Source organism: Flaviaestuariibacter flavus (assembly GCF_004337505.1).
Classification (GTDB): domain Bacteria; phylum Bacteroidota; class Bacteroidia; order Chitinophagales; family Chitinophagaceae; genus Flavisolibacter; species Flavisolibacter flavus.
Map to the genome: position 1 here is coordinate 662808 of NZ_SJZI01000042.1, position 25474 is coordinate 688281.

A 25474-nucleotide genomic window follows, 5' to 3' on the forward strand; every position below is an offset into this window, starting at 1 on the left:
TTCAGCATGAAGCGCTATGGACACCATAGCGCTTCCTTCTTTATTGGACAACGACTTTTACAAGTTTACCATGCAGCAGTGCGTGGTAAAGCTTTTTCCCCGGGCAAAGGCCCGCTACCGCTTTATCAACCGCGGCGGGCACCTGTTCCCGCCGGGCTTTGCCGGTGCCCTGCAGGCATCGGTGCAGGCGATGCGGGGTCTGCGCCTGACGCCGGAGGAAAAGCGTTGGCTCGCGGAAACCTGCCCCTACCTCGACCCGGTATACCTCGACTTCCTGCAGGGCTATTGCTATGATCCTGGAGAAGTATCGGTGCGTCAGGAGGGAGGCGAGGTGACCGTGGACGTGGAAGGGTACTGGTACCGCACGATCCTTTGGGAGGTGCCCCTGCTGTGCCTTATCTCGGAAAACTTTTATGCGCTCGGCGGGGAAGCGCGTGCGGATGATGCAACGGTAGAAGGGAAAACGCGTGCGAAGATCGAGGCCTATGGCGACCTGGGTGTGACGATAGCCGAGTTCGGTACGCGCAGGCGGCACTCCTATTCCGTGCAGGACCTGGTAGTGGCCGCACTGAAGAAATACGGTACCACCTTCGTGGGCACCAGCAATGTTCATCTTGCGATGAAGCATGGCGTGAAACCGATCGGTACGCATGCGCACGAGTGGTTCATGTTTCATGCCGCCCGTTATGGATACCGGATGGCCAACCCGGTGGCGCTCGACCATTGGGTGGATGTGTATCGCGGGGAACTGGGCATCGCCCTGACCGACACCTTCACAACCGCCGAATTTTACGAAGTCTTCGACCGGAAGCTGGCGCGTCTCTTCGATGGCGTGCGGCAGGACAGCGGCGATCCCCTGCGCTTCGCCGATATTACCATCGCGCATTATCAAAAGCTGGGCATCGACCCACTGACAAAGACCATCATTTTTTCCGATGCGCTCAACGTAGAGAAGGTGCGGCGTATCGCGGCTCATTGCAAGGGCCGCATCGGCATCTCCTTCGGCATCGGCACGAGCTTCAGCAACGATGTGGGGCTTAAGCCGATGAACATCGTGATCAAAATGTCGGAAGCGCAGCCGGCCCCAGGCCCCTGGATACCCGTGGTGAAGCTTTCCGACGAGCCCGGGAAGCACAGCGGCGGGGAACGCGAAATTCAGCTGGCGAAGGAGATGCTGCAGATCGGTATCGACAATTCTGAAAGCTCTGAGCACCCCGGAGGTCTTTGATTCGAAATGATGTGCGGAACAGGACTGCTGAATTTTTCTCCGGGCCCATTCCGTCCGCCGTCAAAACGCGCCGGGATCCTCAGTGTTTTGTTCAGGGCTGAATCTGGTCGCGGCTTTCTTCGCGTGCGTCGCGCTGGTTGCGATCCGCATCATCTTCGCGGCGCTGCCGCTCCTGTGCGGGCGCTCGCTGAACTCACTTTGCTTGCTGCCGCGCACATGTCCTTCGGTGTCCTGCCCCGCTGCGGTTTTGATGCCCATATCGCGATGCTTTCCGGCCTCGCGGCCTTCGTTCCATTTTTTCTCGGCCCATAACCCGTGTTTTGGAATGCGGGGCATAATTGCTGCCGCAAATGGGCCCGCCGTTTGCGTTCGGGGAGCTATGGATCCGGTATTGGAACAGGTACGCGATTTTGCCGACAGCGCGCATGGCGGCCAGCTGCGCAAGTACAGCCCCGACCGTTATATCGTGCACCCGGTGCGGGTGATGGAGTGCTGTGCCGCCCACGGTGCCACGCGCGCCCAGCAGGCGGCCGCGCTGCTGCATGACGTGCTGGAAGATACCCGCGTGACCGAGGAAGACCTGCTCCGCTTCCTGCGCACCGTGATGGAAGAGGCCGAGGCCCTCCACACGCTGACGCTGGTGGTGGAGCTGACGGATGTATACACGACGTCGGCCTATCCCAAGTGGAAGCGGCGCAGGAGAAAGGAGGAAGAGGCGGAGCGGATGCGGCATATCTCCGCGGAAGCCCAGACGATCAAGTATGCCGATATCCTTGATAATACGCTCGACATCACCCAAAACGATCCCGGCTTTGCCTTCAAGTTTTTGCGGGAATGCCGGCAGCTGCTACGGGTGATGACGGCCGGAGATGCGGAGCTCCGGGCAGAGGCGCAGGCACTTATTGCGCGGTGCATCGACAGCCTGCCGCACAGCGGTCGGCACGAGCGTGGCTGAGCGCGGGGACGCCTGGCTTCATTAAGTTTCCGGATCAGTAAAGATGTTTGGATTCGAGCAGCTCGGGTATGTCGGTCACATCCCAGAGCGTGGCTTCCTCGTCGAGGCGCTTGAAGTGTTCATAGGCTTCTTCCAGCAGGTTGAAAGCCGTGACCGTGTTGCCGGCCCGTACCTCGAAGCGGCCGATGTGGCGTATATGTGATGAGATGCTTCTTCCCGAAGTGGAGTAAATGCGTTCGTTCATAAGGTCAGACAGTTAGGCACCACAAAGGTGGAACGGACCTCCGTTAAAGCGCCTGCAAAGTCGTCCAACGGGGTTGGTGGATCGCCGGGGCATAAAAAAGCGGCTCCCGGGGGAGCCGCCTGAGCCAACTATCAGAATCGAACTGACGACCTATTCATTACGAATGAATCGCTCTACCAGCTGAGCTAAGTTGGCGTGGGAGGGCAAATTTAGGGAAAATGTGATTATGTGCTAATGTGCTGATGGGGTAATGCGGTAATGCGGTAATGCGGTAATGCGGTAATGGAAGGTGGTAGCGTACAAGGTACCGATAGAGCAATTAACCAATAGACCAAATAACCAACTAACCACCAGCCCTGCTATCTTCGTCGAAATGGGATGGCTCGCGTTTTTGTTCTGGGTGCTGCTCGCCGGCGTGTTTTTCGCCTATGCCGGTTACGGGCTGCTGCTGCTGGCCCTGCGCCCGCTGTGGCGGCGGGCGGCCGCCGCCGGGCCCGAGGAGCCGGTGACCGTGGTGATTGCCGCCTACAACGAAGCCGCCATCCTTCCCGCCAAGATCCGCAACACCCTCGCACTTGATTACCCGCCCGGGCTCCTGCAAGTGCTGGTGGTGGCCGACGGCTCCACCGACGAAACGGCCGCCGCGCTGGCCCCGTATCCTTCCGTGCGGCTGCTGCACGACGGCCCCCGCGGCGGGAAGACGGCCGCCCTCAACCGCGCGATGCGGGAAGTTCAAACCCCTTTCGTGGTTTTCAGCGATGCCAACACCGAGCTCAACCCGGAGGCCCTGCGGCTCCTGGTGCGTCACTTCGGCGATCCGCGCACGGGCGCCGTGGCGGGGGAGAAGCGGGTGCGGCATAGCAGCGGGATGGGGTTTGCGGAAGGCTGGTACTGGCATTACGAATCATCGATGAAAGCCCTCGACGCGGGCTTCTGGAGCGCCGTGGGCGCCGCCGGTGAACTCTTTGCGCTGCGAAGTGCGCTCTACCGGTCGCAGCCCCCCGATACCCTGCTCGACGACCTGGCGCTCTCGCTCGAGGTGGGCGTCCAGGGCTACCGCGTGGCCTACGAGCCGGGCGCCTATGCCCTCGAGGCGCCTTCGGATTCGCTTGCCGCCGAGCGTACCCGCAAGGTGCGCATCGCCGCCGGCGCTTACCAGCTGCTCGCCCGCCTCCACTGGCGTCGCCTGCTGCGGCAGCCCGCGCTGGCATTCCAGTTTATCGTACGCCGCTGGATGCGCTGGGTTTTCTGTCCCCTGGCGCTGCTGCTGCTGCTGCCCCTTGGCGCGGCGCTCGCTGCTTTTACCGACGCTTTTCTTTACGATCTTCTCTGGGCCGCACAGGCCGCGATCTACCTCCTCGCCCTCGCCGGCGCCCTGCTGCTGCGCCGCAACCGCGCCTTTTTTCTCACCACGCTGCCCTTTTACTTCCTGTTCATGAATGCCTGCATGCTTGCCGGCTGGAACCGCTGGCGCAAGGGGCAGCAGAGCGTTCTTTGGGAAAAAGCGCGGAAGTAGTGTGCTGGTGTGCTAATAGGGTAATGTGCAAAAAGGTGGATCAAAGTCAGATCATGTGGAAGCCTGCCGGTTATTATCACTTCATTAGCACACCAGCACACTACCCCATTAGCACATTACCCCGGGTCTTCCGTATTTTTACGCAAACACCGCCACCATCGCCACCACGCCCAACATACTGGCCAGTCCCATCGAATACCTGAAGGGAGTGGGGCCGCATAAGGCCGACCTGCTCAAGAAAGAGCTGGGCATTTTTACGTTCGGCGACCTGCTGCACCATTTTCCTTACCGGCATGTCGACAAGACACGGTTTACGCCCGTCATCGACCTCAATCCGTCGATGGAATACGTGCAGGTGCGCGGCTTTCTGACCTACAAGGAAACAACCGGGGAGAAGTCGGCCCGCAGGCTCCTAGCCTACCTCCGCGATGAGACGGGTACCATCGAGCTCACCTGGTTCAAAGGGCTCAACTGGGTGGAGAAGCTGCTCCGCGAGGGTGCGCAATACACCGTGTTCGGGCGTCTTTCCTTTTTCATGGGCAAGCCCCAGCTGGTGCACCCCGAGATCGAAGCTTATAGTCCCGGAGCAGTGGCCAGCACGCTGGAGCCCGTATACAGCACCACCGAAAAGCTCAAGAGCCGCGGCCTCGGCGCCCGGCAGATCGGGACGCTGGTGAAGGCCCTGCTGGAGCTGCTCAAGCCCGCCGACATTCCCGAAAACATACCGGATCACATTCTCCAGAAAGGCGTGCTTATGCCCCGCTACGACGCTTACCGGGCGCTGCATTTTCCGCCGGGGGCAAAGGCCTGTAATCTGGCGATACGCCGCCTCAAGTTTGAAGAGCTCTTCGTGACGCAGGTACGCCTCGCCCGCCTGCGCAGCGAGCGGCACCGCCTTTCGCGCGGGGTTATTTTTAACGAAGTGGGCGAGCTGTTCAACACCTTTTACAAAGACTACCTGCCCTTCGCACTCACCGGCGCCCAGAAGCGGGTGCTCAAGGAGGTACGCACCGACACGGCATCCGGGCACCAGATGAACCGCCTGCTGCAGGGCGACGTCGGCTCGGGCAAGACCATCGTGGCCCTGCTGGCTATGCTGCTGGCCGTAGACAACGGCTACCAGGCCTGCCTGATGGCGCCCACCGAAATCCTCGCGCAGCAGCACTACCGCGGGCTTACCGACCTGCTGAAGGATCTGCCCGTTCCCATCCGTATTTTAACGGGTTCAACCAAGACTTCCGAAAGAAAGACGATCCTGCGCCAACTTTTGGACGGGTCCGTTCGTATCTTAATAGGGACGCATGCCCTCATCGAGGAAGTGGTGCAGTTTCAGAATCTTGGTCTTGCCATCGTAGACGAGCAGCACCGCTTCGGAGTGGCGCAGCGGGCCCGCCTCTGGAAGAAGGCCGCTATTCCGCCGCATGTGCTGGTGATGACGGCAACGCCCATCCCGCGCACCCTGGCCATGACGGCCTATGGTGATTTAGACTGCAGCGTGATGGACGAGTTGCCGCCCGGGCGGCAGCCGGTGCTGACGGTGCACCGCCTCGACGACCAGCGCTCGCGCGTGATGGAATTCATCCGCTCGGAGCTCGAGAAGGGACGCCAGACCTACGTGATCTTCCCGCTCATCGAGGAAAGCGAGAAGGTGGATTACGAAAGCCTGATGCAGGGCTACGAAAACGTGAAGGCTTATTTCCCCGAGCCCCGTTACCGCATCAGCATGGTGCACGGGCGGCAGACGCCGGATGTGAAGGAGGCCAACATGCAGCGGTTCGTGACCGGCGATACGCATATCATGGTAAGTACAACCGTGATCGAAGTGGGGGTGAATGTGCCGAACGCTTCGGTGATGGTGATTGAAAGTGCGGAAAAATTTGGACTTTCCCAGCTGCACCAGTTGCGCGGCCGGGTAGGACGCGGTGCGGAGAAGAGCTACTGCGTCCTGATGACGGGCCCCAAGTTGAGCAATGACGCAAGGGAGCGGCTCAAGATCATGTGCGCCACCAACAGTGGTTTTGAAATTGCAGAAAAAGATCTGGAACTGCGCGGTCCGGGGGAAATCGAGGGGACGAGACAAAGCGGCGCGTTAAACTTCCGGCTGGCAGACCTGGTCAAAGACAAAACCGTTCTAGACGCGGCGAAGAATTTCGCCGAGCAATTGGTGGCCGAAGATCCCGAGCTGGAATCGCCCGCCAACGCGCCGTTGAAGGACTACCTGCTGTCCTTGCTGGGTAAGACTCCGTGGAGCCGGATTTCTTAACACTTTCGGATACAACATCTTTTTGTTTTAATAGTTTATCTTACCAGAACTTGAAAGTGAAGCACCCCATACTGTCCGCACTTTTCCTGCTCCTCACCCTCAATCTCGCCGCCCAGGTCCCCCTGAGCTTCGTCGAAAACAAAGGGCAATGGGACCGGTCTGTGCGCTTCCGCGCCGACATTGGTTCCAGCGCGCTCTTTTTGCATGAAGCCGGTTTTACCGTATTGCAAAATCATACGGAAGACTATGCCCGCATCCGCGCCATGGCGCACGACCATGCCGCCTCCGAGAAAGAGATGGCGGCGCAGGTGCTCCGGAGCCATGTATACCGGGTCGACTTCGTGGGCGCCCGCCCCGATGCCTTGCTGCCCGATAAGGTAGAGCCCGGTGTATCCAATTATTTCATCGGGAACGACCGCTCGCGCTGGGCCTCCGGCTGCCGCTCTTTTGGCGGCATCACCGTGCGCGACCTCTATCCCAACATCGACCTGCGCTATTATTCCGAAAACGGCCAGCTCAAATACGATCTCATCGTGCATCCCGGCGGCGACCCGTCGCAGATCACACTCCGCTATACCGGCGCCGATGGGCTCGCGGTGCGCGAGAAGTCGCTGGAAGTAAAGACCTCGGTGGGCACCGTGCGCGAGATGCCGCCCTACGCCTACCAGATCACCGACAAAGGCCGCCAGGAGATCGGCTGCCAGTACCGCGTTAAAGACAGCACACTGCGCTTCGATGTCAAGAACTATGATGGGAAGAATGTGCTCGTCATCGATCCGACGATCATTTTCGTTTCCCTGTCGGGCAGCACCTCCGACAACTGGGGCTTTACGGCAACCTATGGTCCCGACGGCTCCTTTTTCGGCGGTGGCATCGTATTCGGCCCGGCACCGGGTGGTTTCCCGGTCAGCCCCGGCGCCTACCAGACCTCGATTCGCGGCGGCTCTTTCGATATGGGCATCATCCGGCTTAATGCCTCCGGCACGCAACGCATCTATGCTACCTATATTGGCGGCAACGGCAACGATCAGCCCCACAGTCTCTGGGCCGACCGCTCCGGCAACCTGGTCATCGCCGGGCGAACCGATTCCGGTGATTTCCCCACCACGCTGACTTCCGGTCCCGGCGGCAATTACGATATCGCCATCGTGCGCCTCGACCCCAGCGGCACGCAGCTGCTCAACTCGGTGCGTATCGGCGGCTCTGGTGAAGACGGCGTCAATATCTCCACCGTCCGTTCGCGCAGCTCGCTCCAGTATAATTACGGTGACGACGGACGCAGCGAAGTGATCATGGATGCGGCGGGCAATGTGTATGTAGCCAGCTGTACCCGCTCCGCCAACTTCCCCACCGTCAACGCCCTCCAGACGTCGCTCGCCGGCCCGCAGGACGCAGTGCTGATCAAGCTTAATCCCTCGATGACCACCGTTCTTTCCTCGGGCTTCCTCGGCGGCAGTGGCGACGACGCGGCCTATGTGCTTGCGCTGAGCCCGGTGAACGGCAACATCTTCATTGCCGGCGGCACCGGCAGCAGCGACTTTCCGGGAGTTACGCCGGGCAGTCTTTCGGCATCCAACCACGGCGACATCGACGGCTTTGTAACCGAGCTCACCAATGACGGCCGCACCCTCGTGCACGGCACCTATGTGGGCACCGCCGCCGTCGACCAGGTTTATGGCATCCAGTTCGACCGGACCGGCTTCCCCTATATCATGGGACAAACGCTCGGCAACTGGCCCATAGTGAACGCTACTTACTCGGTCGGCAACAGCCGCCAGTTCATTGCCAAGCTGCAGCCGGACCTTTCGGGTTGGGTGTATAGTACCAGCTTCGGAACTTCAGGCGCCGGCACGCCCAATATTTCGCCCACTGCTTTCCTGGTAGACCGCTGCGAAAACGTTTACGTTTCGGGCTGGGGCGGCACCGGCCTCGGCAACGGCTTTACGTATGCCGGCACCCTGAACCTGCCGGTAACACCGGACGCCATCAACAACCCGCCCTACAGCTCGCCGCAGCAGACGGACGGGAAAGACTTTTATTTCTTCGTACTTAAGAAGAACGCTACCGGGCAACTCTTCGGGTCCTTCTTTGGCGAGAACAACCCGGTGCTGTCCGACCACGTGGACGGGGGCACCAGCCGCTTCGATGTCAACGGGGTGATCTACCAGGCCGTGTGCGCCAACTGCGGCGGCGTGCGGCCGAAGCCAAAATGGCCCACTACTTCCGGCGCCTGGGCGGAGAACAACGGCTCGGGCAGCTGTAACCTGGGTATGATCAAGGTGGCCTTTAACCTTGCCGGTCTTTCCTCGGGCGTGCAGTCGGCCATCGGCGGCGTGGTTCGCGATACGGCGGGCTGTCTGCCGCTGACCGTTGACTTCCGCGACTCTATCGGCAATGCCACCTCCTGGGAGTGGGACCTCGACGGTGATGGCGTGACCGACCATACCACTACCGTCCCCAATATCTCCTTTACGTATAATGCAGTAGGCACCTACAAGGTGCGGCTCATCGCCATTGATCCCAACAGCTGCAATGTGCGCGATACCTCTTATGTGCATATCCGTGTGGGCGTGCTGGAGGCAAAGCCGGACTTCAGTTTCCGCAAGCTGAATCCCTGCGACTCGCTCAAGTACGAGTTTACGGTGACTACGCCTAACCCGCCTCAGCGGCCCTTCCGCAACAACTCCTTTACCTGGGAGTTCCCCGATGATAATACAACGATCGTAGCCGGGCCGGGCACCATCGCTAAGTCCTTTCCGCGGCCGGGTTCCTACCGGGTACGCCTGCGCCTCACAGACACCGCGTATTGCAATGCGCCCGAAGCAAAAGATACCATCGTGAACGTAGCTGTTCTGGTGAAGGCCGGCTTTACCACGCCGCCGCGGGGTTGCGTGCCCTACCGTCCCACCTTTGTGAATACGTCGCAGGGCGGCCAGACCTTCACCTGGACCTTCGGCAACGGGCAGAGCAGCAATGCCCCGACGCCTACCGACGTGGAATACACGGCACCGGGCCGTTATAAGATCCGGCTCGTAGTCGTTGACTCGGGCACCTGTAATATTACGGACTCGGCCTTCTTTGTGATCGTGGTGGACGACAAGCCGCGCGCGGGCATCGGCAATGTGAACCCGCAACCCCCGATGGTGAACACCGCCATCACCTTTGAAAATACTTCACAGGACGCCATCCGCTACCTCTGGCTCTGGGGTGACGGCGACAGCCTGCCCACCAGCAACCAGTTGCCGGTGCGCCACGAATACAACACTACCGACTCCTTCCTGGTGAAGCTCGTTGCCTACAACACAGCCGGCTGTCCCGATACGGCGGCGCGCTGGATACGCACCCTGGTAGAGCCGGCCGTGGATGTTCCCAACGCGTTCGTGCCGCTCAGCGGCGGTGTCAACGCAACCGTCTTTGCACGTGGCTTCGGAATTGCAACGCTGCACTTTACGATCTGGAACCGCTGGGGACAGAAAGTGTTCGAGACCACCGACCGCAAGACCGGCTGGGACGGCACCTGGCAGGGCAAGCTGCAGCCGATGGATGTGTACGCATACACACTTGAAGTAACCTTCGTTGACGGCCGGAAGGCCACCAAGAAAGGTGATATAACCTTGATCCGATAACCGACAAAAGAGGAAGGGACGATGAAGCGATTCTTAACCATCTGTAGCGTATTGGTGCTGGCTGCGGCCGGCAGGAAGGCTGCCGCGCAGGACCTGCATTTCTCGCAATTCTTCAACTCGCCCCTGACCACCAACCCGGCCAATACGGGCTTTATTCCCGACGGTGACTACCGCGTGGGTGTCAACTACCGCAACCAGTGGTCGTCGGTGATGTCGGTGCCCTACAAAACGATGAGCGCCTTTGGCGACGTGCAGCTTTTCAAGGACCGCTTTCAGAACGGCTGGGTGGGGCTTGGCGGCGCCATCCTCAAAGACGTGGCCGGCTCGGGTAACCTCACTTCCACCAAGCTATACGGATCCGTTGCCTACCACCAGATGCTGGGCTACTCCAGCCTGCTCAGCCTGGGCTTCAACGTGGGTTATGCCAACAAGCGGATCAACACCGCTGCGCTCAAATTCCCCGACCAGTTCGACGGGCATTTCTTCGATAACAAGTTGCCGACCTCGGTGCAGCTCGACCGCACCTCCACCGGCTACCTTGACCTGCAAACCGGACTTAACTATGCCTATTTCCCCACCGGGAATATCTACATCAACGGCGGCTTTTCGATCCATCATGTGAACCGCCCGCGGGAATCGTTTTTCAGCAACGACGCCGGTGACGTAGACAACCGCATCCCGATGCGCTCGATCGCTTTCCTGAACGGATCCTTCAAGCTCAACGATCAGTGGATCATCAACCCGAATATTTATTTCTCCACCCAGGCCGGCTCTTTCGAGGCGGTAGCCGGGCTCAATGCGCATTATAATCTGTCCGGCGACGGGGAGCAGGTGCTGGTGGGCGGGCTTTACTATCGCTACAACGAAGCCATCATCCCGATGGTGGGGCTGGGCATCAAGGACTATATCTTTTCCTTCAGCTACGACGTAACGATGTCGGGTCTGAAAGCCTACAACAACAGCCGCGGCGCGCTTGAGTTTTCGCTGGTCAAGCAGGGGATTTTCAGTGAGTTCAACGGCAACCGCAGGCAGACGATCTGCCCGTCGTTTAAGAATTAAGATCCTGGGCCGTGAGCCGTCAACCGTGAGCGCTGACGCCTGTCGTGAATCGGGAATCGTTGAACGCGGATGCTGACGCCTGATTACGGAGAAAGGATGCCAAAGGCATCCTTTCTTCTTTACCGCGCATTGCGGGCTGACGGTTCACGGCTCACGTTTCCCACATTAACACTTCACTCTGTCTTGCTTTTCACTTTTGCCCGACCTTTACGGCGAACAACCCCTCACGTTATGCTCCTGACTCCTGATGCGCCGTCCGTGCTGCAACAACTCGACGCTTTCCGTGCCATCGTCGGCAGCGACTATGTCTCGGTAGACCCCGAGGTGCTGGCGCACTATGCATCCGACGAAACCGAAGACCTGCATTACCTGCCCGATGTAGTGCTGAAGCCCCGCACCGCGGAAGAGATCAGCGCCATCCTGAAGATCTGCAACGAACACCGCATCCTGGTGACGCCGCGGGGCGGCGGCACCGGTCTCAGCGGCGGCGCCCTGCCGCATCTTGGCGGCGTGCTGCTGTCGACGGAGCGGATGAACAGCATCCTGGAAATCGACGAGCGCAACGGGCAGGTGACCACCGAGCCGGGGGTGATCACGGAGGTGCTGCAAAGCGCCGTGCGGGAGCGGGGCCTCTTTTACCCGCCCGATCCGAGCAGCCGCGGAACCTGTTTTATCGGCGGCAACATTGCCGAAAATTCCGGCGGCCCCAAAGCCGTGAAGTACGGTGTGGTGAAAGATTATGTACTCAACCTGGAAGTGGTACTTCCTACCGGCGATATCATCTGGACCGGGGCCAACGTGCTGAAGAACGCAACAGGCTACAATCTTACCCAGCTGGTAGTGGGCTCCGAAGGCACGCTTGGTATTGTAACGAAGATCGTGCTCCGCCTCATTCCGCACCCGCGCTACGACCTGCTGATGCTGGTTCCCTTCCGCTCGGCCGAGCAGGCCTGCGCCGCGGTAAGCGCCGTTTTCCAGGCCGGCTATACACCCAGCGCGCTTGAATTCATGGAGCGGGATGCACTGGAATGGGTGATGCGTTTTGTGGACGACTCCATCGTTCCGCTCGAAGAAGGCATTGCAGCCCACCTGCTGATTGAGGTGGACGGCAACGACCCCGACGTGCTGATGAAAGAGCTGGAAGGCATCGCGGGCATCGTGCAGGGCTTCGATTGTAGCGAGAATATCTTTTTTGCCGAAGACGCGCAGCAGAAGGAGCAGCTGTGGAAGCTGCGTCGCCGTGTGGGCGAAGCCGTGAAAGCCAATTCCATTTATAAGGAGGAAGACACGGTGGTGCCGCGCGCCGAGCTGCCGGTGCTGCTGCAGGGCGTTAAGGCCATCGGCAGTAAATACGGCTTTCATTCCGTTTGCTACGGGCATGCCGGCGACGGTAACCTGCACGTCAATATCATCAAGGGCGACCTGAGCGACGAAGCCTGGAACGGCTCGCTCAAAGAAGGCATCCGCGAGATCTTCCAGCTCGTAAAGCAGCTGGGTGGCACTATCTCCGGCGAGCACGGTATCGGGCTCGTGCAGAAGGAGTACCTGCCGATTGTTTTCGATGCGGTGCAACTGCAGCTGATGCGCGGTATCAAGCGCCTCTTTGATCCCAACAACATTCTCAACCCCGGAAAAATCTTTGACTCTGAATAACAACATGAAAAGAACAATCCTTACCCTCATTTTGTGCAGCTCCCTCACCCTGCTCTGGGCGCAGCGCGATACCACAGCGCCGCATGGCTTTCAGAAAAGCAGGCTGTTTACCGGTGGCTCCTTCTCGCTCGGCTTCGGCACCGGCTATTTCCTGGGCGGTATCAGCCCGATGCTGGGTTACAACCTTACCAGCTGGCTCGATGCCGGCATCGGCCTGAACTACACCTATACGCAGCAGCGCTACATTTATAGTGCAAACGACAAAGCACGCCAAACGCTCTACGGCGGCGGCGTGTTCACCCGCATTTTCCCGGTGCACTTTCTGTATGCGCAGGCGCAGTATGAGCACAATTTTATCAACTATAAATATTACCCGGGCGACGGGGCTGCGGATTTCAAGCAGGACTATTCTGCCCCGAGTATGCTGGTGGGCCTTGGCTATACTTCCGGCCGCAACAGCGGCGGACCATACGGGTTTGTGTCGGTACTCTGGGATGTGCTGAAAGATCCGAATTCGCCTTATGTCGACAACCAGGGGCATCCGCAGATGCAGTTCCGCGCCGGTCTCAACATTCCCCTCTTCAGCGGCAAGCGCAACAACGACTTCGACCGCGGCGGACCGCTCAAGAGGTAATGTCTGATCTAGGATCTCAGATGTCAGACCGTAGATGTCAAATGTAAAAACGGATCGCAAGGCGATCCGTTTTTTATGGTACCGAATTCAAGATCTGAGATTCGAGATCAGAGATCTGAGATCAGAGATACTGTACTATGTCTTCCGGGGTTTGGAGCACAATAATCTGCTCGTCGGGCTTTGTGTAAAGGAAGCCTTCTTCGAACATACGCTGCACGTGCGCCATCAGGTGGTCGTAGAAGCCGGCGGTGTTGAGCAGGAATACCTGTTTGTTGTGGATGGAAAGCTGGTTCCAGGTGAGGATTTCGAAGAGCTCGTCGAGCGTGCCGAAACCGCCGGGGAGGATGAGCGCGGCATCGCACATTTCGTAAAGGGTGCGTTTGCGCACGTGCATGTCTTCCACCACCACAAGCTCGGTGATGTCGGTATGCTGGTGCTCCCACTGGGTAAGCACCTCGGGGATGACGCCGCGTACGGTGCCGCCGCCGGCCATGGCGCCGTCGGCCGCCGCGCCCATGAGACCGTTGCGGCCGCCGCCGTAAATAAGGCTCACGCCGCGGCGTGCGAGCAGGGCGCCGATCGCCTCGGCGTCGGTGCGGAATGCGGGATTGTTGCCGTTCTTGGAGCCGCAGAAAACGGCCAGTGCCTTCAGTTGCATGTGGGGTGTTTCGGCAAAAGGAAGGCAATTTTCGCTAACTTCAAAAAAAGGGCGCCCTATCTTGCGCGCAGACACAAAAAGATAACGCATGTCGCCAACCCTCCTGTTCTCGCTCGTGATCGGTTATTTCCTGCTGCTGCTCGTAGTAGCGTGGTTCACCGGCCGCAAATCCAATAACGACTCCTTTTTTATCGGCAACCGCAACTCGAGCTGGATCCTGGTGGCCTTCGGCATGATCGGCACCTCGCTCAGCGGCGTCACCTTTGTAAGCGTGCCCGGCGCCGTCGGAAAGGAAGGCTTCGCCTATTTCCAGATCGCGCTCGGCTATATCATCGGCTACCTTACCATCGCCTATGTGCTGCTGCCGCTTTACTACCGGCTCAATGTCACCTCCATTTATAATTACCTCCAGCAGCGGCTTGGCTTTGTCTCCTATAAGGCAGGTGCTTCTTTCTTTGTCCTGTCGCGGACCCTGGGTGCCACGGCACGTCTTTACCTGGTGGTGAACATCCTGCAGGAAGCCATCCTGGAACGCCTGGGCGTTCCCTTCTGGGTCACCACGCTCATCATCCTGCTGATGATTCTCCTGTATACGTTCGAGGGTGGTGTGAAAACCATTGTGTGGACCGATACCCTGCAAACGACCTGCATGCTGGCGGGCCTTGTCATCTGCACCATTTATATCCTCAACCAGCTGGGCCTCGACCTCGGCTCCGGCATCGCCGCTATGGGAGAGAAGGGATACACACAGATCTTCTTCACCGACCCGGGCAGCAAGCTCTTTTTTGTAAAGCAGATACTCGCGGGGGCTTTTATCACCATCACCATGACCGGGATGGACCAGGAGATGATGCAGAAGAACATCTCCGTGAAAACCCTGCGCGACTCCCAAAAGAACATGATCACTTTCTCCGCCGTGCTCACGGTGGTGCTGCTGCTTTTCCTGTTTCTCGGCGGCTTGCTGCACCTCTTTGCTTCGGCCCAGGGTGTAGCGGCAACGGGCGATAAACTCTTCCCCGTGGTGGCGCTCGAGCATATGCCGCCCTTTATTGCCATCGTTTTCATCATTGCCCTTATTTCGGCGCTCTTTCCGAGTGCCGACGGCGCTATCACCGCGCTTACCTCCTCGTTTTGCATCGACCTGCTGGGTATCAAGCGCCGCGGCGACTGGGATGAGAAAAAGCAGAAGCGCGTACGCCAGACGGTGCACCTGGTATTTGCCTTTATCTTCCTGCTGTTTGTGATGCTCTTCAAATGGGTCAACAGCGGCTCCATGATCGGGGTGATTCTCAAGGTGGCCGCCTATACCTATGGCCCGCTGCTGGGGCTCTTCACCTTTGGTCTGGTAACGAAGCGCGCCGTGAAAGACCGGCTGGTGCCCGTCATCTGCATTGCCGCACCGATTATCTGCTTCGTACTTGACTTTTTCCAGAAACGCCTTTTTCCTCACTTCGAGATCGGCTCCGAGCTGCTCATTCTGAACGGACTGCTGGTATTTATCGGACTCTTGCTGATTTCGCACAAGGCGGAGGTAAGCAAGCCCCTGCTGGCAGAGGCGAGTTTGTAAATTGATATTCTTTATTTGTTTTATGACAGAAGCCTCGCGGAGCGAGGCTTCTGTCTTTTGTAGGGCGCGAAGCGACGGCCTCCGGCCGTCATTGCGAGCGGAGCGAAGCAAACTCCGGCGTTACGCAGGGTGTCGGTGAGTAAAGGAAAGCTTTCGAAAGATCTTCTGGTCACAATCACTCCTAAGGTCATGGAGTTTGCTTCGCTCCGCTCGCAATGACGCTTCGCGTCGCTACGCATACCAGTAACTTACCTTCGTCCCGATGAAAGACGATATCGACTTCGAAAAAGCTCATGAATATGCCGGGCGCTACAGTTCGCCTGAGCCGGAACATCTAAAGGAGATCAGCACCTGGACGGAAGCAAATCACCCGAAAGCACACATGCTCAGCGGGCACCTGCAGGGACGTTTCCTCTCCATGATGAGTAAGTTGATGCGCCCGCGGCGGGTGCTTGATATCGGCACGTTTACGGGCTACAGCGCGCTTTGTCTTGCGGAAGGGCTTGCAGACGGCGGCGAGCTGCATACCGTAGAGTTACGGGAGCCCGATGCGGCCGTAGCGCGGAGCTTCTTCGAAAAAAATAATGTTAAAGGAGTTCACCTGCATATCGGTGAGGCACGCGAAATCATCGGCGGTCTCGAGGAAAGCTGGGATATCGTTTTTATCGACGCCGACAAGGTTTCTTACCTGGCGTATTTTAACCTCGTTCTGCCCAAATTGCGCCCTGGAGGGGTTATTTTTGTGGACAACGTGCTCTTTCACGGCCAGGTGCTGGCCGATGAGCTAAAGGGCAAGAACGCGAAGGCCATACAAGAATTCAATGACTTTATTCGTTCCTGTCCTGACGTTGAGAGCGTGCTGCTGCCTTTGCGCGACGGCCTCTTCCTCCTTCGGAAGAAGGATCAACCTTAACCATTGAAAACACTTCCCGGTGGCAACACCGGGAGCCAAATTCAAAACGTCCGATGAAAAAGTGGAGCCTGTCCTTTATAGTTTGTATACTGCTGAGCGCTACGTCCTTTGCGCAAGGCTCGGCTGCTGTACGCAATTATATCGACCGTTATAAGAATATCGCCATCGACGAGGAGATCCGCACCGGTGTGCCGGCCGCCATTACGCTGGCGCAGGGCATCCACGAAAGCTCCGCCGGCCAGAGCGACCTGGTAACGCGTTCCAACAACCACTTCGGCATCAAGTGCAAAACGGAGTGGACCGGCGAGAAGGTATACCACGACGATGACGAACGCGGCGAGTGTTTCCGCAAGTACGAAGCACCGGAGCAGTCCTACCGCGATCACTCCGACTTTCTCAAGAACCGCCCGCACTACGGCGGCCTCTTCAGGCTCGACCCCACCGATTATGAAGGCTGGGCTTATGGACTGAAGAAAGCCGGCTATGCCACCAACCCAAAGTACCCGCAGATTCTCATCAAGATCATCCGCGACTACAACCTGCAGGAATACACCCTGATCGCGCTGGGCCGCAAGCCGAAGGACGAGACACCTGCCGTTGCGAGCATGAATGCAACCGCAAGCAACGACGCACGCTTTGCCTCAAAGACTGCGGTGACCACACCTGAGAAGCCTGTTTATCCGCAGGGCGTTTTTGAACTGAACGGCATCAAAGCAGTGTTTGTTGCCAAGGGCACATCCTTCAGCAGCATTGCCGATGCGAATGATATTTCGGTAAAGCATCTTTTCGAGTATAACGATATGAAGCCCGTTGATGTAGCGGGCCGCGACCAACTGGTATTTCTGCAGCGCAAGCGCCGCAGCGGCGTTACCGACCTGCACCAGGCCCGCGCCGGTGAAAGCCTTTGGGATGTAGCGCAGGCGGAAGGTGTGCGTATGGACGCGCTGCTCGAATACAACGGCCTCAGCTACGACCGGAGCTTTGTTGCCGGCGAGCTCATCGCGCTTTCCGGAAAAGCTTCAAAACCTGAGTTTACGCCGGTGCCGGCCAACAGCACTGCAGCCGCATCGCCGGTTGCGGAGCAATACATCCGCCACGTGGTTCAGCCGAAGGAAACACTTTACTCGCTGTCAAAAAAATACGGGGTGAAGGTGGAAGATATCCTGCAATGGAATAACTTGCCCACCGCCGGGCTCAAGGTCGGGCAGGAAGTACGTATCAAAAAAAGCTAATGACACCGGTAACGCTGCACGACAAAACCTTCGATAGTTATCTTTCCGAACAAACCATCAAGGAGCGTGTGCGCGAGCTGGCCGCCCAGATCAGCAAGGATTACGCAGGCAATAAAGGCAAGCAGTCCGTGCTGTTCATCGGCATCCTCAACGGCGCCTTTATGTTTGCTTCCGATCTCTTCAAGGAGCTGAGCATCGACGCCGAGATCTCTTTTATCAAGCTGGCTTCTTACAGCGGCACCAAGAGCACCGGCAAGGTGGTCACCGCCATCGGCCTCGACCAGGACCTGTTTGGCCGCGATATCATCATCATCGAAGACATTGTAGACACTGGCAAGACCCTGCACGAGTTCCTGCCGAAGCTGCAGCATTCCCAGCCGGCGTCCCTGCGCATCGCCACGCTGCTGCATAAGCCCGAAGCCACCCAGTATGAGCTTACGCTGGACTATGTTGGCTTCGCCATTCCCAACAAGTTCGTGGTGGGCTACGGTCTCGACTACGACGGCCTGGGCCGCAACCTCCGGGAAATTTACCAGTTGTCCGGAAACGAATAGGCCATTCCGCCATTTTTCGTATCTTCTGCACCATATCCAGGTCCAGTGAGAAAAGTGCTTGTCCTAGCCTTTGTGCTGCTATATATGTGTACCGCCGCCCAGTCGTCCTACCTCAAAGGAGAGGTGCGCGACGAGCAGGGAAATGCCCTCCAGAATGCCGTTTTGGTCCAGATGTCTACCGGCTACCGGTATTATTCGGGATACGACGGCACCTTCGGGATCGGGATGAATACCACTAGGGATTCGCTGGTCGTTTCGCTCGACGGCTTCGAGAAAACCCGCCTGCTGGCCGATGCGGCTTCCTACCTCAAAGTAACGCTACGCAAATCGACGAAGGTGACGCTGGTGCAGCTTGCATCGCAGACGAAAGACCTTCCGTTCGGCCAGCAACAGCAATGGTTTGTTGGTGATGAAACCTATGCCAGCACCGTGGAAAACGGCTTTGTGGGCGCGGCTCCCTTTCCCGCCACGGCCGTTACGCTGAATGTGGACCGGGCCTCCTACAGCAATATCCGCCGCTTTCTCAACTCCAAAACGCTGGTGCCGCCCGAGGCCGTGCGGATCGAGGAGCTGCTCAACTATTTCAATTTCGACTACCGCGAGCCCGCAGGCGGCCGGAGCTTCAGCATCGACCCGGTGCTCACGCCCTGCCCCTGGAACGAGGCCAACTGGCTGCTCTTCGCGCATATCCGCTCGCGCAAGCTGCCGCTGGAGCACCTGCCGCCTTCCAACCTCGTTTTCCTGGTCGACGTGTCGGCTTCCATGGAGGCGCCCAACCGCCTGCCGTTGTTGAAGGCCGGCTTCAAAGGCCTGGTGCAGAACCTGCGGGCCGTGGATACGGTGTCGATCGTGGTTTACGGAGGCTCGGTGGAAGTGTACCTGCCGCCCACCGGCGGTGCCGACAAAGAGCGGATGGTGCGGGCCATCGACGCGTTGGAGACCGGCGGCACCACGCCCGGCGCCTCGGGCGTGAAGCTGGCTTACGAGATCGCCCGGCAGCACTTTCTGCCCAAGGGAAATAACCGCGTCATCCTGGCTACCGACGGCGACTTCAACGTAGGCCTACGCTCCGAAAGCGACCTCGAAGAACTCATTACAGAGGAGCGCAAGTCGGGCGTTTACCTCACTTGTCTCGGCGTGGGCATGGGCAATTACAAAGACTCCAAGATCCAGGCGCTGGCGCAAAAGGGCAACGGCAACTTTGCTTATATCGACAATTTCAACGAGGCGCAAAAGGTGCTGGTAAAGGAGTTTACAGGCACCCTCTATTCGGTGGCCGACGGCGCTGCCCTGCACGTGCGCTTCGACCCCGCGGTGGTGCGGCAATACCGGCTCATCGGCTTCGACAACAAGGTGGGTGCGATGAAAGATAAGACGGCCCAGCTCGAAGGCGGCGAAGTAGGCTCGGGCTCTTCGCTGCTCGTGGCATTCGAGATTGAGCCGGTGGCTCCCACGGCTGCCCAGGGAAAGGCGGTGGCGTTCAACCTGGAATACACCGATCCGAATAGCACCCGCACCCGCAACGAATCCTGCAGCCCCGAGCTGCAGCTGCTGCCGCTGGCGCAGGTGCCCCGGCCGTACCGTTTTGCCGGATCGGTGATCCTGTTCGGCTCCCTGCTGAAAGAATCGCGCTACGCAAAGGAAAAATACTGGAACGAGCTCCTGCCGCTGGCACAGGGCAGCGCAGATCCGAATGACCCGGTACAGAAAGAGTTCGTGGAGCTGGTGGAAAAGGCAAAAGCCCTGTATAGTTCGCGGAAAAAGAAGAAACCGGCGCTGTAAGATCTGGAATCTCTGAATCTGGAATTTATCTTTTCGGCGTAGCATAAAAAATGCTTCTCATAGCGAGAAGCATTTTATTATTGGATGTATTCAGATTCCAGATTCAGAGATTCCAGATAAACATATCTACGAGAACATCTCGCGCATCTTGTCGAAGAAGGACTTCGATCCTTTCTCCGGCGCCGGCTTGAAGTTCGAAGACTGCTGAAGCTTTTCCATCATCGATTTCTCTTCCGAGTTGAGGTGCTGCGGGGTCCAGATATTTACCTGCACCAGCTGGTCGCCCTTTTCGTAGGAGTTGACGGCAGGGAAGCCCTTGCCTTTGAGGCGGAACACTTTGCCGCTTTGCGTGCCCGGCGGGATCTTGATCTTGGCGCGCCCGTCGATGGTGGGCACTTCCACGGAGGTGCCGAAAACGGCGTCGGGGAAGGAGAGGAACAGCTCGTAGGCAACGTTGAGGCCTTCGCGCACGAGTTCCTTGTGCTGTTCTTCTTCGATGAGGATAACGAGGTCGCCCGCCGGGCCGCCACGCTCGCCCGCGTTGCCGCGGCCGCCGATATTGAGCTGCATGCCTTCCTGTACGCCCGCGGGGATGTCGATGGTAACCGTTTCCTCGCCGTACATGCGGCCTTCTCCCTTGCAATGGCCACATTTGGCCGTGATCACCGAGCCCTCGCCGTTACAGGTGGGGCAGGTGGTGACGGTCTGCATCTGGCCCAGGAAGGTGCTGGTAACCTTGCGTACCTGGCCGGACCCGCCGCAGGTGCCGCAGGTTTGCACCGAGCTCTTGTCTTTGGCGCCCGAGCCGTTGCACACGTTGCAGGGCACGTATTTTTTCACCTTGATATTCTTGGTGACGCCTTTGGCGATCTCCTCGTAGGTGAGTTTCAGCTTGATGCGCAGGTTGGAGCCGCGCGTGCCGCGGGCACGGCGCTGTCCGCCGCCGCCACGCTGCCCGCCGCCACCGCCGAAGAAGGATCCGAAGATGTCTTCCCCGAAGATGTCGCCGAACTGGCTGAAGATGTCTTCCATATTGGGGCCGCCCGGGCCGCCGCGGCCGGCGGCGCCCGAAACGCCGGCATGTCCGAAGCGGTCGTATTGCTGCCGTTTGCCGTCGTCGCTCAGCACTTCGTAGGCCTCCGCCGCTTCCTTGAACTTTTCCTCCGCGGCTTTGTCGCCGGGGTTGCGGTCGGGGTGATATTGCATGGCTACCTTGCGGTAGGCCTTCTTGATCTCATCGGCGGCAGCGCCTTTGGCGACGCCCAACACCTCGTAATAATCTCTCTTTGACATTTATGTGTTCGCTTGTTTTCGGTCAACCGGTCATTGACCATTCACCATTCACTTATTTGCCTACCACTACTTTGGCGAAGCGGATGATCTTATCGTTGAGGTAATAACCCTTCGTTACCTCATCCACTACCTTTCCTTTCATCTCGTCGCCGGCCGGGATTTCGGTGATGGCTTCGTGCAGGTCGGGATTGAACTCCGCGCCTTTGGCTTCCATCGGCTTCAGGCCGCGGGAGGCCAACGTATTGCGGAGCTTGCCGAATACGAGGCGGATGCCTTCCTTGATCTGGGCCACATCGTCCGTCTTCTCGAGCTGCTGCTCGGCGCGGCTGGCATCGTCGAGCACATCCAGCAGCGACTGGATGACGTCTTTACCGGCGGTCTGGATGAGCTCCACGCGCTCTTTTGCGGTGCGCCGCTTGAAGTTGTCGAACTCGGCGGCAAGGCGCAGGTACTGGTCGTTCTTCTCGTCGAGCTGCGCTTTGAGCTTTTCCAGCTCGCTTTCCTCGGCCACCGGCTCGTTCAGGTGCTGGTCGCCGGGCGTGTTCTCGTCTACATTAATATTGACAGGTTCCGCCTTCATTGCGGGGTCATTTTGTCCGTTCAGGTTATCGTTCATTTCGTTCATAGCACAACAAAATTGGGGGCAAAGGTAAGGGTCAAAGATGGAGCCAGCGGGCATTTTAAGACATTTTGTCGTGAGACTGGCCGGAGAGAAGGAACGCAGATCTTTTATGATCTGTTTTGATTTACCTGGATATTCTGCCGGTGTAAGCAAATCATAAAGAATCATAATTAATCCGCGTATCCCGCCTGCGGGATCTGCGTTCTTTCTCTTCGTCGTAGCTTTGCCGGCTATGTCGCAAGTTCATCTCCGCCGGAAAATCGCCCCGCGCGTCGCCAACGGTCACCCCTGGATTTTTGCCAATGAAGTAGAAAAAGTAGAGGGCAGCCCCGAGCCGGGCGCCGTGGTGGACGTGCTGTACGCCGACGGTAAGTTTTGCGGCAAAGGGTATTACAACCCCGCCTCCCAGATCCTGGTGCGCCTGCTTACCCGCGAGGCAAAAGACACGGTGGACGAGGCCTGGTTCAAGCGCAAGATCGAGGCCTGCTGGAAGTACCGCCAGGCCATCGGCTACACCGAAAACTGCCGCCTCGTGTTCGGCGAGGCCGACGGCGTGCCGCAGTGCATCGTCGACAAGTTCAACGATTATTTCGTGATCCAGACCCTGGCCCTCGGCATCGACCGCTGGAAGCCGGCCCTCGTAAAAGCCATCCAGGAAGTCTTTAAGCCGAAGGGCATCTTTGAACGCAACGACGTGCCGGTACGCGAGCTTGAAGGCCTGCCGCAGCACAAGGGCTTCCTGTCGGCGCCATTCGACACCGGCATCATCATCAACGAAAACGGCCTGAAGTTCCATGTCGATATCGAAAACGGCCAGAAGACCGGCTATTTTCTCGACCAGCAGGATAACCGCCGCTATATCCAGAACATCGTTAAGGGGCAGGATGTGCTGGGCGCCTTCACCTACACCGGCACCTTTGAGATCCATGCGGCGCACTATGGGGCTAAGTCGGTGCTCGGCCTTGATATCTCGCAAAATGCGGTAGACCAGGCCAACCGCAACGCCGCGCTCAACGGGCTCGAAAGCATCGTGAAGTTCGAACAGGCCAATGCCTTCGACGTGCTGAAGCAGTGGGGCAAGGAAGGCAAGAAGTGGGACGTGGTGATGCTCGACCCGCCGGCCTTTACAAAGAGCCGCGCCAATATTCAAAAGGCCATCACCGGCTATAAAGAGATCAACCTGCGCGGGATGAAGCTCGTGAAGCCCGGCGGCTTCCTGGTAACGTCGAGCTGCACTAACCTCGTCAACCCCGAGCTTTTCCTGCAGATCATCGAGATGGCCGCCAAAGACGCCCGTCGTCCCATCCGGCAGGTCACTTTCCAGACCCAGAGCCAGGATCACCCGATTGTATGGGGTATGGAGAATACGCAGTACCTGAAGTTTCTGATCATCGAGGTGGGATAGACCTTACCCATGCCCAGACCCATCCCGTAGCCCCTGCCCAAGGGGGAGGGCCGGAGATGGGTCAAAATAAAAAGCCTCCGCAAGGAGGCTTTTGTATCAATGAGTTCTGATCTTACTTGGAAACCTGGAATTTACCGCTTTCCACCATCTTACCGTTCCGGTCGTAGAGCTGGTAAATGTAAACGCCGCGGTTGTAATCGGCGAGGTTAACCGAGGTGCGGGGAGCTACGTTCACCGATTCGTAGAGCTTGCGTCCCAGGAAATTGTAGACCTGGATGGTATAGCCCTTGTCGTAATTACGGGTAAAATCGAAGGTAATGTTCGATACGGCGGGGTTGGGAAAGAAGCGCAGCACCGTCGCGGGCTCGTTCCCGAACGCTGTACGGCTCGCCTGCGCCCCCGCGGAGGCTGCAATGGAAACCAGTAAAAAAGTGCTTAGTATAAATCGCTTCAACGCTGTTTCTCCTTTTTTAGTATGACTAAATTAACTCTAATCCCTATAGCAACAAAACTTTTGCCGCTTTTTGGTAAACTTTTGCAAGGGTTCAGGCGGGCTCCATTTCTTCTAAAGTCTTGTTGATCAGCTCAAAATTGGGCAGGTCGCCTGCATTTTCGAGCACCTCCGCATAGCGGATGACTCCTTGCCGGTCTACCAGGAAGGCGGCGCGTTTGGAAACGCCCTTCAGGCCGAGTATCCAGTTTTCATAAAGGCATCCGTATGCACGCGAAACTTCCTTGTTGAAGTCGCTGAGCAGGGAGAAATTCAGCCGCTGCTCTTCTTTAAAACGGGCAAGGGTAAAGGGCAGGTCAACCGAAATGCCGAAGGGCCGGGCGTTGAGCGCCCCGTAGCGCTCGAGGCTGTCGCGGACGCTACAGAGCTCCGCGGTACACACCGAGGTAAAGGCGGCGGGGAAAAAGAGCAACAGCACATTCTCGCCCCGGAAGGCCGAGAGCGTCACCGGTTGCCGCTGGTCGTCGATCAGGGTAAAATCAGGCGCCGGATCGCCCACGCGGAGCGGCGTGCCTGGCTGACTGGAGGGATTCATGGGGGTTGTTTATTTCTGTAAACGTACGGATAGAACAATGGTTGAGCGCCTTCGGCTTGAAGAGAAAGAACGCAGATTTTTTATGATCTGTTATGATGAGCGCAGATATCGGTATCAACATCCGCGTAAATCATAATCAATCTGCGTATCCCGCTTGCGGGATCAGTGTTCTTTCTCTGCGCGCTCACTAATATTTCGGGCAGAAAATCACGCCTTTCATCTCCTCGCGGCGCTTGTTTTTGCCGATAAAGGAAATGCCCAGCTCGAAGCCGCCCCGACCTAAGGTGGACGTTTTGAGCTTGGAGATATTGACATCATAGCTGAAGGACACCGAGAAGGGATGGTAGTCGAGCTTGATCACGGGTATAAACGCATCGTTGAGCCGCACAAAGGCACCGGCGTGAACCGTGTAGCGCGGGTTGTCGAGTTCCTCGCCAAGCTTGATGCCGTACAGCACTCCGAGCACGCCCTCCTGGGTCTGGGCCTGTTTGGAAAAGTCGCCCTGGATGTTAAAGTAGCTCCATTCGGTAATGCCGAATTTAATCCCGCCGGAAACCACCAGTTTCGGGCTGAGTTCGGTGCCGGTGGGTGAACCCTCGAAAAAGGTGCGCTTCGGCCGGTTAAAGTGGTGATAGGCCACCGCGATAAACAGGTTGTCGTCGGCGCGCTGCGTCCATTGGGTATTGAAGGAAATGCCGGCGGCAGCGTCGAAATAGGTCTGGCGCGGGCTGGCGAAGTTTTCGCCGTCGGTGCCGCTGGAATAGGAGGTGCTGGTTTCCACCTTCGAGCGGTCGAGGCTGGTTTGCACGGGCCCGCCCATAAAGCCCACCGACAGGTAGCGGTTGACGTCGGCGCTCAGCGATTTATGGTAGTTGATCGTAGGCAGTACGTGGGTGTTCTTCCACGATACGGTGCCTGCCTGGTCGTAGAGCACCTGCAGGCCCACGGTGAGGAAGTCGTCGGCCTTGCCCACGGGCATTTTGTATTCGCCGTTAACCGAGGTCGTCTTGTACGCCGTGGTGACGCTGTTCCACTGGCTGCGGTAGAGCGCCTGCACGCGGATGTCGCCGGTGAAGATCCCGGCCAGCGCGGGGTTGCGCAGCAGGGGCGCCTCGAAGAATTGCGAGAAGTGCAGGTCTTGCGCCTGTGCGGCCGCGGGCAACAGCACTACGGCAAACGCGGCACGTAATATCCTGATGGTGTTCATCTTGTCGGTGTTTAGGA

At 58.2% G+C, this 25474-nt stretch carries 22 protein-coding genes and 1 tRNA gene; 14 read left to right on the top strand and 9 right to left on the bottom strand.

What is annotated here, in order from left to right:
- Positions 1–16 precede the first annotated feature (16 nt).
- Positions 17–1228 carry a nicotinate phosphoribosyltransferase gene (gene pncB, locus EPD60_RS10715; protein ID WP_131449444.1) on the top strand — a complete coding sequence of 404 codons (1212 nt, stop codon included), beginning with the start codon at positions 17–19 and terminating at the stop codon, positions 1226–1228.
- A 60-nt stretch (positions 1229–1288) separates the two neighbouring features.
- Here the strand turns inward: pncB and EPD60_RS10720 are convergent, their stop codons facing one another.
- Positions 1289–1564, bottom strand: a complete 276-nt coding sequence (locus tag EPD60_RS10720; RefSeq protein ID WP_131449445.1) for a hypothetical protein — start codon at positions 1562–1564, stop codon at positions 1289–1291.
- A gap of 43 nt (positions 1565–1607) precedes the next feature.
- On the opposite strand from EPD60_RS10720, the gene EPD60_RS10725 reads away from it, so the two are divergent.
- Positions 1608–2183: an HD domain-containing protein gene (locus tag EPD60_RS10725; protein ID WP_131449446.1), complete on the top strand. Its 576-nt coding sequence runs from the start codon at positions 1608–1610 to the stop codon at positions 2181–2183.
- A 34-nt stretch (positions 2184–2217) separates the two neighbouring features.
- On the opposite strand, the gene EPD60_RS10730 is transcribed toward EPD60_RS10725, so the two are convergent.
- Positions 2218–2427 (bottom strand): hypothetical protein, encoded by a 210-nt coding sequence (locus EPD60_RS10730; RefSeq protein ID WP_131449447.1) that lies wholly within the window; start codon positions 2425–2427, stop codon positions 2218–2220.
- A 122-nt stretch (positions 2428–2549) separates the two neighbouring features.
- Positions 2550–2622, bottom strand: a tRNA-Thr gene (locus tag EPD60_RS10735).
- Positions 2623–2800: 178 nt separating this feature from the next.
- Between EPD60_RS10735 and EPD60_RS10740 the strand changes: the two genes are divergently transcribed.
- The 6 genes from EPD60_RS10740 to EPD60_RS10765 all read left to right on the top strand — a co-directional run bounded on the left by EPD60_RS10740 (position 2801) and on the right by EPD60_RS10765 (position 13178).
- Entirely contained in the window at positions 2801–3943 is a 1143-nt protein-coding gene (locus EPD60_RS10740; protein ID WP_131449448.1) for a glycosyltransferase family 2 protein, read from the top strand.
- A 157-nt stretch (positions 3944–4100) separates the two neighbouring features.
- Positions 4101–6206: an ATP-dependent DNA helicase RecG gene (gene recG / locus EPD60_RS10745; protein WP_131449449.1), complete on the top strand. Its 2106-nt coding sequence runs from the start codon at positions 4101–4103 to the stop codon at positions 6204–6206.
- A 56-nt stretch (positions 6207–6262) separates the two neighbouring features.
- Positions 6263–9832 carry a DUF7948 domain-containing protein gene (locus EPD60_RS10750; protein ID WP_243647810.1) on the top strand — a complete coding sequence of 1190 codons (3570 nt, stop codon included), beginning with the start codon at positions 6263–6265 and terminating at the stop codon, positions 9830–9832.
- A gap of 21 nt (positions 9833–9853) precedes the next feature.
- The gene (locus EPD60_RS10755) at positions 9854–10891 is read left to right on the top strand and encodes a PorP/SprF family type IX secretion system membrane protein (protein WP_131449450.1); all 1038 of its coding nucleotides are present in this window, start codon (positions 9854–9856) and stop codon (positions 10889–10891) included.
- 231 nt (positions 10892–11122) lie between these two features.
- The gene (locus tag EPD60_RS10760; protein ID WP_131449451.1) at positions 11123–12544 is read left to right on the top strand and encodes an FAD-binding oxidoreductase; all 1422 of its coding nucleotides are present in this window, start codon (positions 11123–11125) and stop codon (positions 12542–12544) included.
- Between the two features lie 4 nt (positions 12545–12548).
- The gene (locus tag EPD60_RS10765; protein WP_131449452.1) at positions 12549–13178 is read left to right on the top strand and encodes a hypothetical protein; all 630 of its coding nucleotides are present in this window, start codon (positions 12549–12551) and stop codon (positions 13176–13178) included.
- A 121-nt stretch (positions 13179–13299) separates the two neighbouring features.
- On the opposite strand, the gene EPD60_RS10770 is transcribed toward EPD60_RS10765, so the two are convergent.
- Complete coding sequence (locus tag EPD60_RS10770) at positions 13300–13836, bottom strand: LOG family protein (RefSeq protein WP_131449453.1); 537 nt, start codon at positions 13834–13836, stop codon at positions 13300–13302.
- 88 nt (positions 13837–13924) lie between these two features.
- On the opposite strand from EPD60_RS10770, the gene EPD60_RS10775 reads away from it, so the two are divergent.
- From EPD60_RS10775 to EPD60_RS10795, 5 genes are all read left to right on the top strand, one after another.
- Positions 13925–15403 carry a sodium:solute symporter gene (locus tag EPD60_RS10775; RefSeq protein WP_131449454.1) on the top strand — a complete coding sequence of 493 codons (1479 nt, stop codon included), beginning with the start codon at positions 13925–13927 and terminating at the stop codon, positions 15401–15403.
- A 262-nt stretch (positions 15404–15665) separates the two neighbouring features.
- Positions 15666–16316 carry an O-methyltransferase gene (locus tag EPD60_RS10780; protein ID WP_131449455.1) on the top strand — a complete coding sequence of 217 codons (651 nt, stop codon included), beginning with the start codon at positions 15666–15668 and terminating at the stop codon, positions 16314–16316.
- Positions 16317–16369: 53 nt separating this feature from the next.
- Entirely contained in the window at positions 16370–17548 is a 1179-nt protein-coding gene (locus EPD60_RS10785; protein WP_131449456.1) for a glucosaminidase domain-containing protein, read from the top strand.
- On the top strand, positions 17548–18102 hold the full coding sequence (hpt, locus tag EPD60_RS10790) for a hypoxanthine phosphoribosyltransferase (RefSeq protein ID WP_131449457.1): 555 nt from the start codon (positions 17548–17550) through the stop codon (positions 18100–18102). Before EPD60_RS10785 ends, hpt begins: the two co-directional genes overlap by 1 nt.
- 45 nt (positions 18103–18147) lie before the next feature.
- A complete protein-coding gene (locus EPD60_RS10795; RefSeq protein WP_131449458.1) occupies positions 18148–19884 on the top strand; it encodes a vWA domain-containing protein in 1737 nt (578 codons plus the stop codon).
- 126 nt (positions 19885–20010) lie between these two features.
- Here EPD60_RS10795 and dnaJ read toward each other — a convergent pair whose 3' ends face one another.
- The gene (gene dnaJ / locus EPD60_RS10800; protein WP_131449459.1) at positions 20011–21177 is read right to left on the bottom strand and encodes a molecular chaperone DnaJ; all 1167 of its coding nucleotides are present in this window, start codon (positions 21175–21177) and stop codon (positions 20011–20013) included.
- Between the two features lie 52 nt (positions 21178–21229).
- Positions 21230–21802 carry a nucleotide exchange factor GrpE gene (locus EPD60_RS10805; RefSeq protein ID WP_243647811.1) on the bottom strand — a complete coding sequence of 191 codons (573 nt, stop codon included), beginning with the start codon at positions 21800–21802 and terminating at the stop codon, positions 21230–21232.
- Positions 21803–22031: 229 nt separating this feature from the next.
- On the opposite strand from EPD60_RS10805, the gene EPD60_RS10810 reads away from it, so the two are divergent.
- On the top strand, positions 22032–23204 hold the full coding sequence (locus EPD60_RS10810) for a class I SAM-dependent rRNA methyltransferase (RefSeq protein ID WP_131449460.1): 1173 nt from the start codon (positions 22032–22034) through the stop codon (positions 23202–23204).
- Between the two features lie 112 nt (positions 23205–23316).
- Here the strand turns inward: EPD60_RS10810 and EPD60_RS10815 are convergent, their stop codons facing one another.
- The 3 genes from EPD60_RS10815 to EPD60_RS10825 form a co-directional block, all read right to left on the bottom strand.
- Positions 23317–23658 (bottom strand): T9SS type A sorting domain-containing protein, encoded by a 342-nt coding sequence (locus EPD60_RS10815; RefSeq protein ID WP_131449461.1) that lies wholly within the window; start codon positions 23656–23658, stop codon positions 23317–23319.
- A 91-nt stretch (positions 23659–23749) separates the two neighbouring features.
- A complete protein-coding gene (locus tag EPD60_RS10820; RefSeq protein ID WP_131449462.1) occupies positions 23750–24250 on the bottom strand; it encodes a redoxin domain-containing protein in 501 nt (166 codons plus the stop codon).
- Positions 24251–24437: 187 nt separating this feature from the next.
- Positions 24438–25457 (bottom strand): PorP/SprF family type IX secretion system membrane protein, encoded by a 1020-nt coding sequence (locus EPD60_RS10825; protein ID WP_131449463.1) that lies wholly within the window; start codon positions 25455–25457, stop codon positions 24438–24440.
- Between the last annotated feature and the right edge of the window lie 17 nt (positions 25458–25474).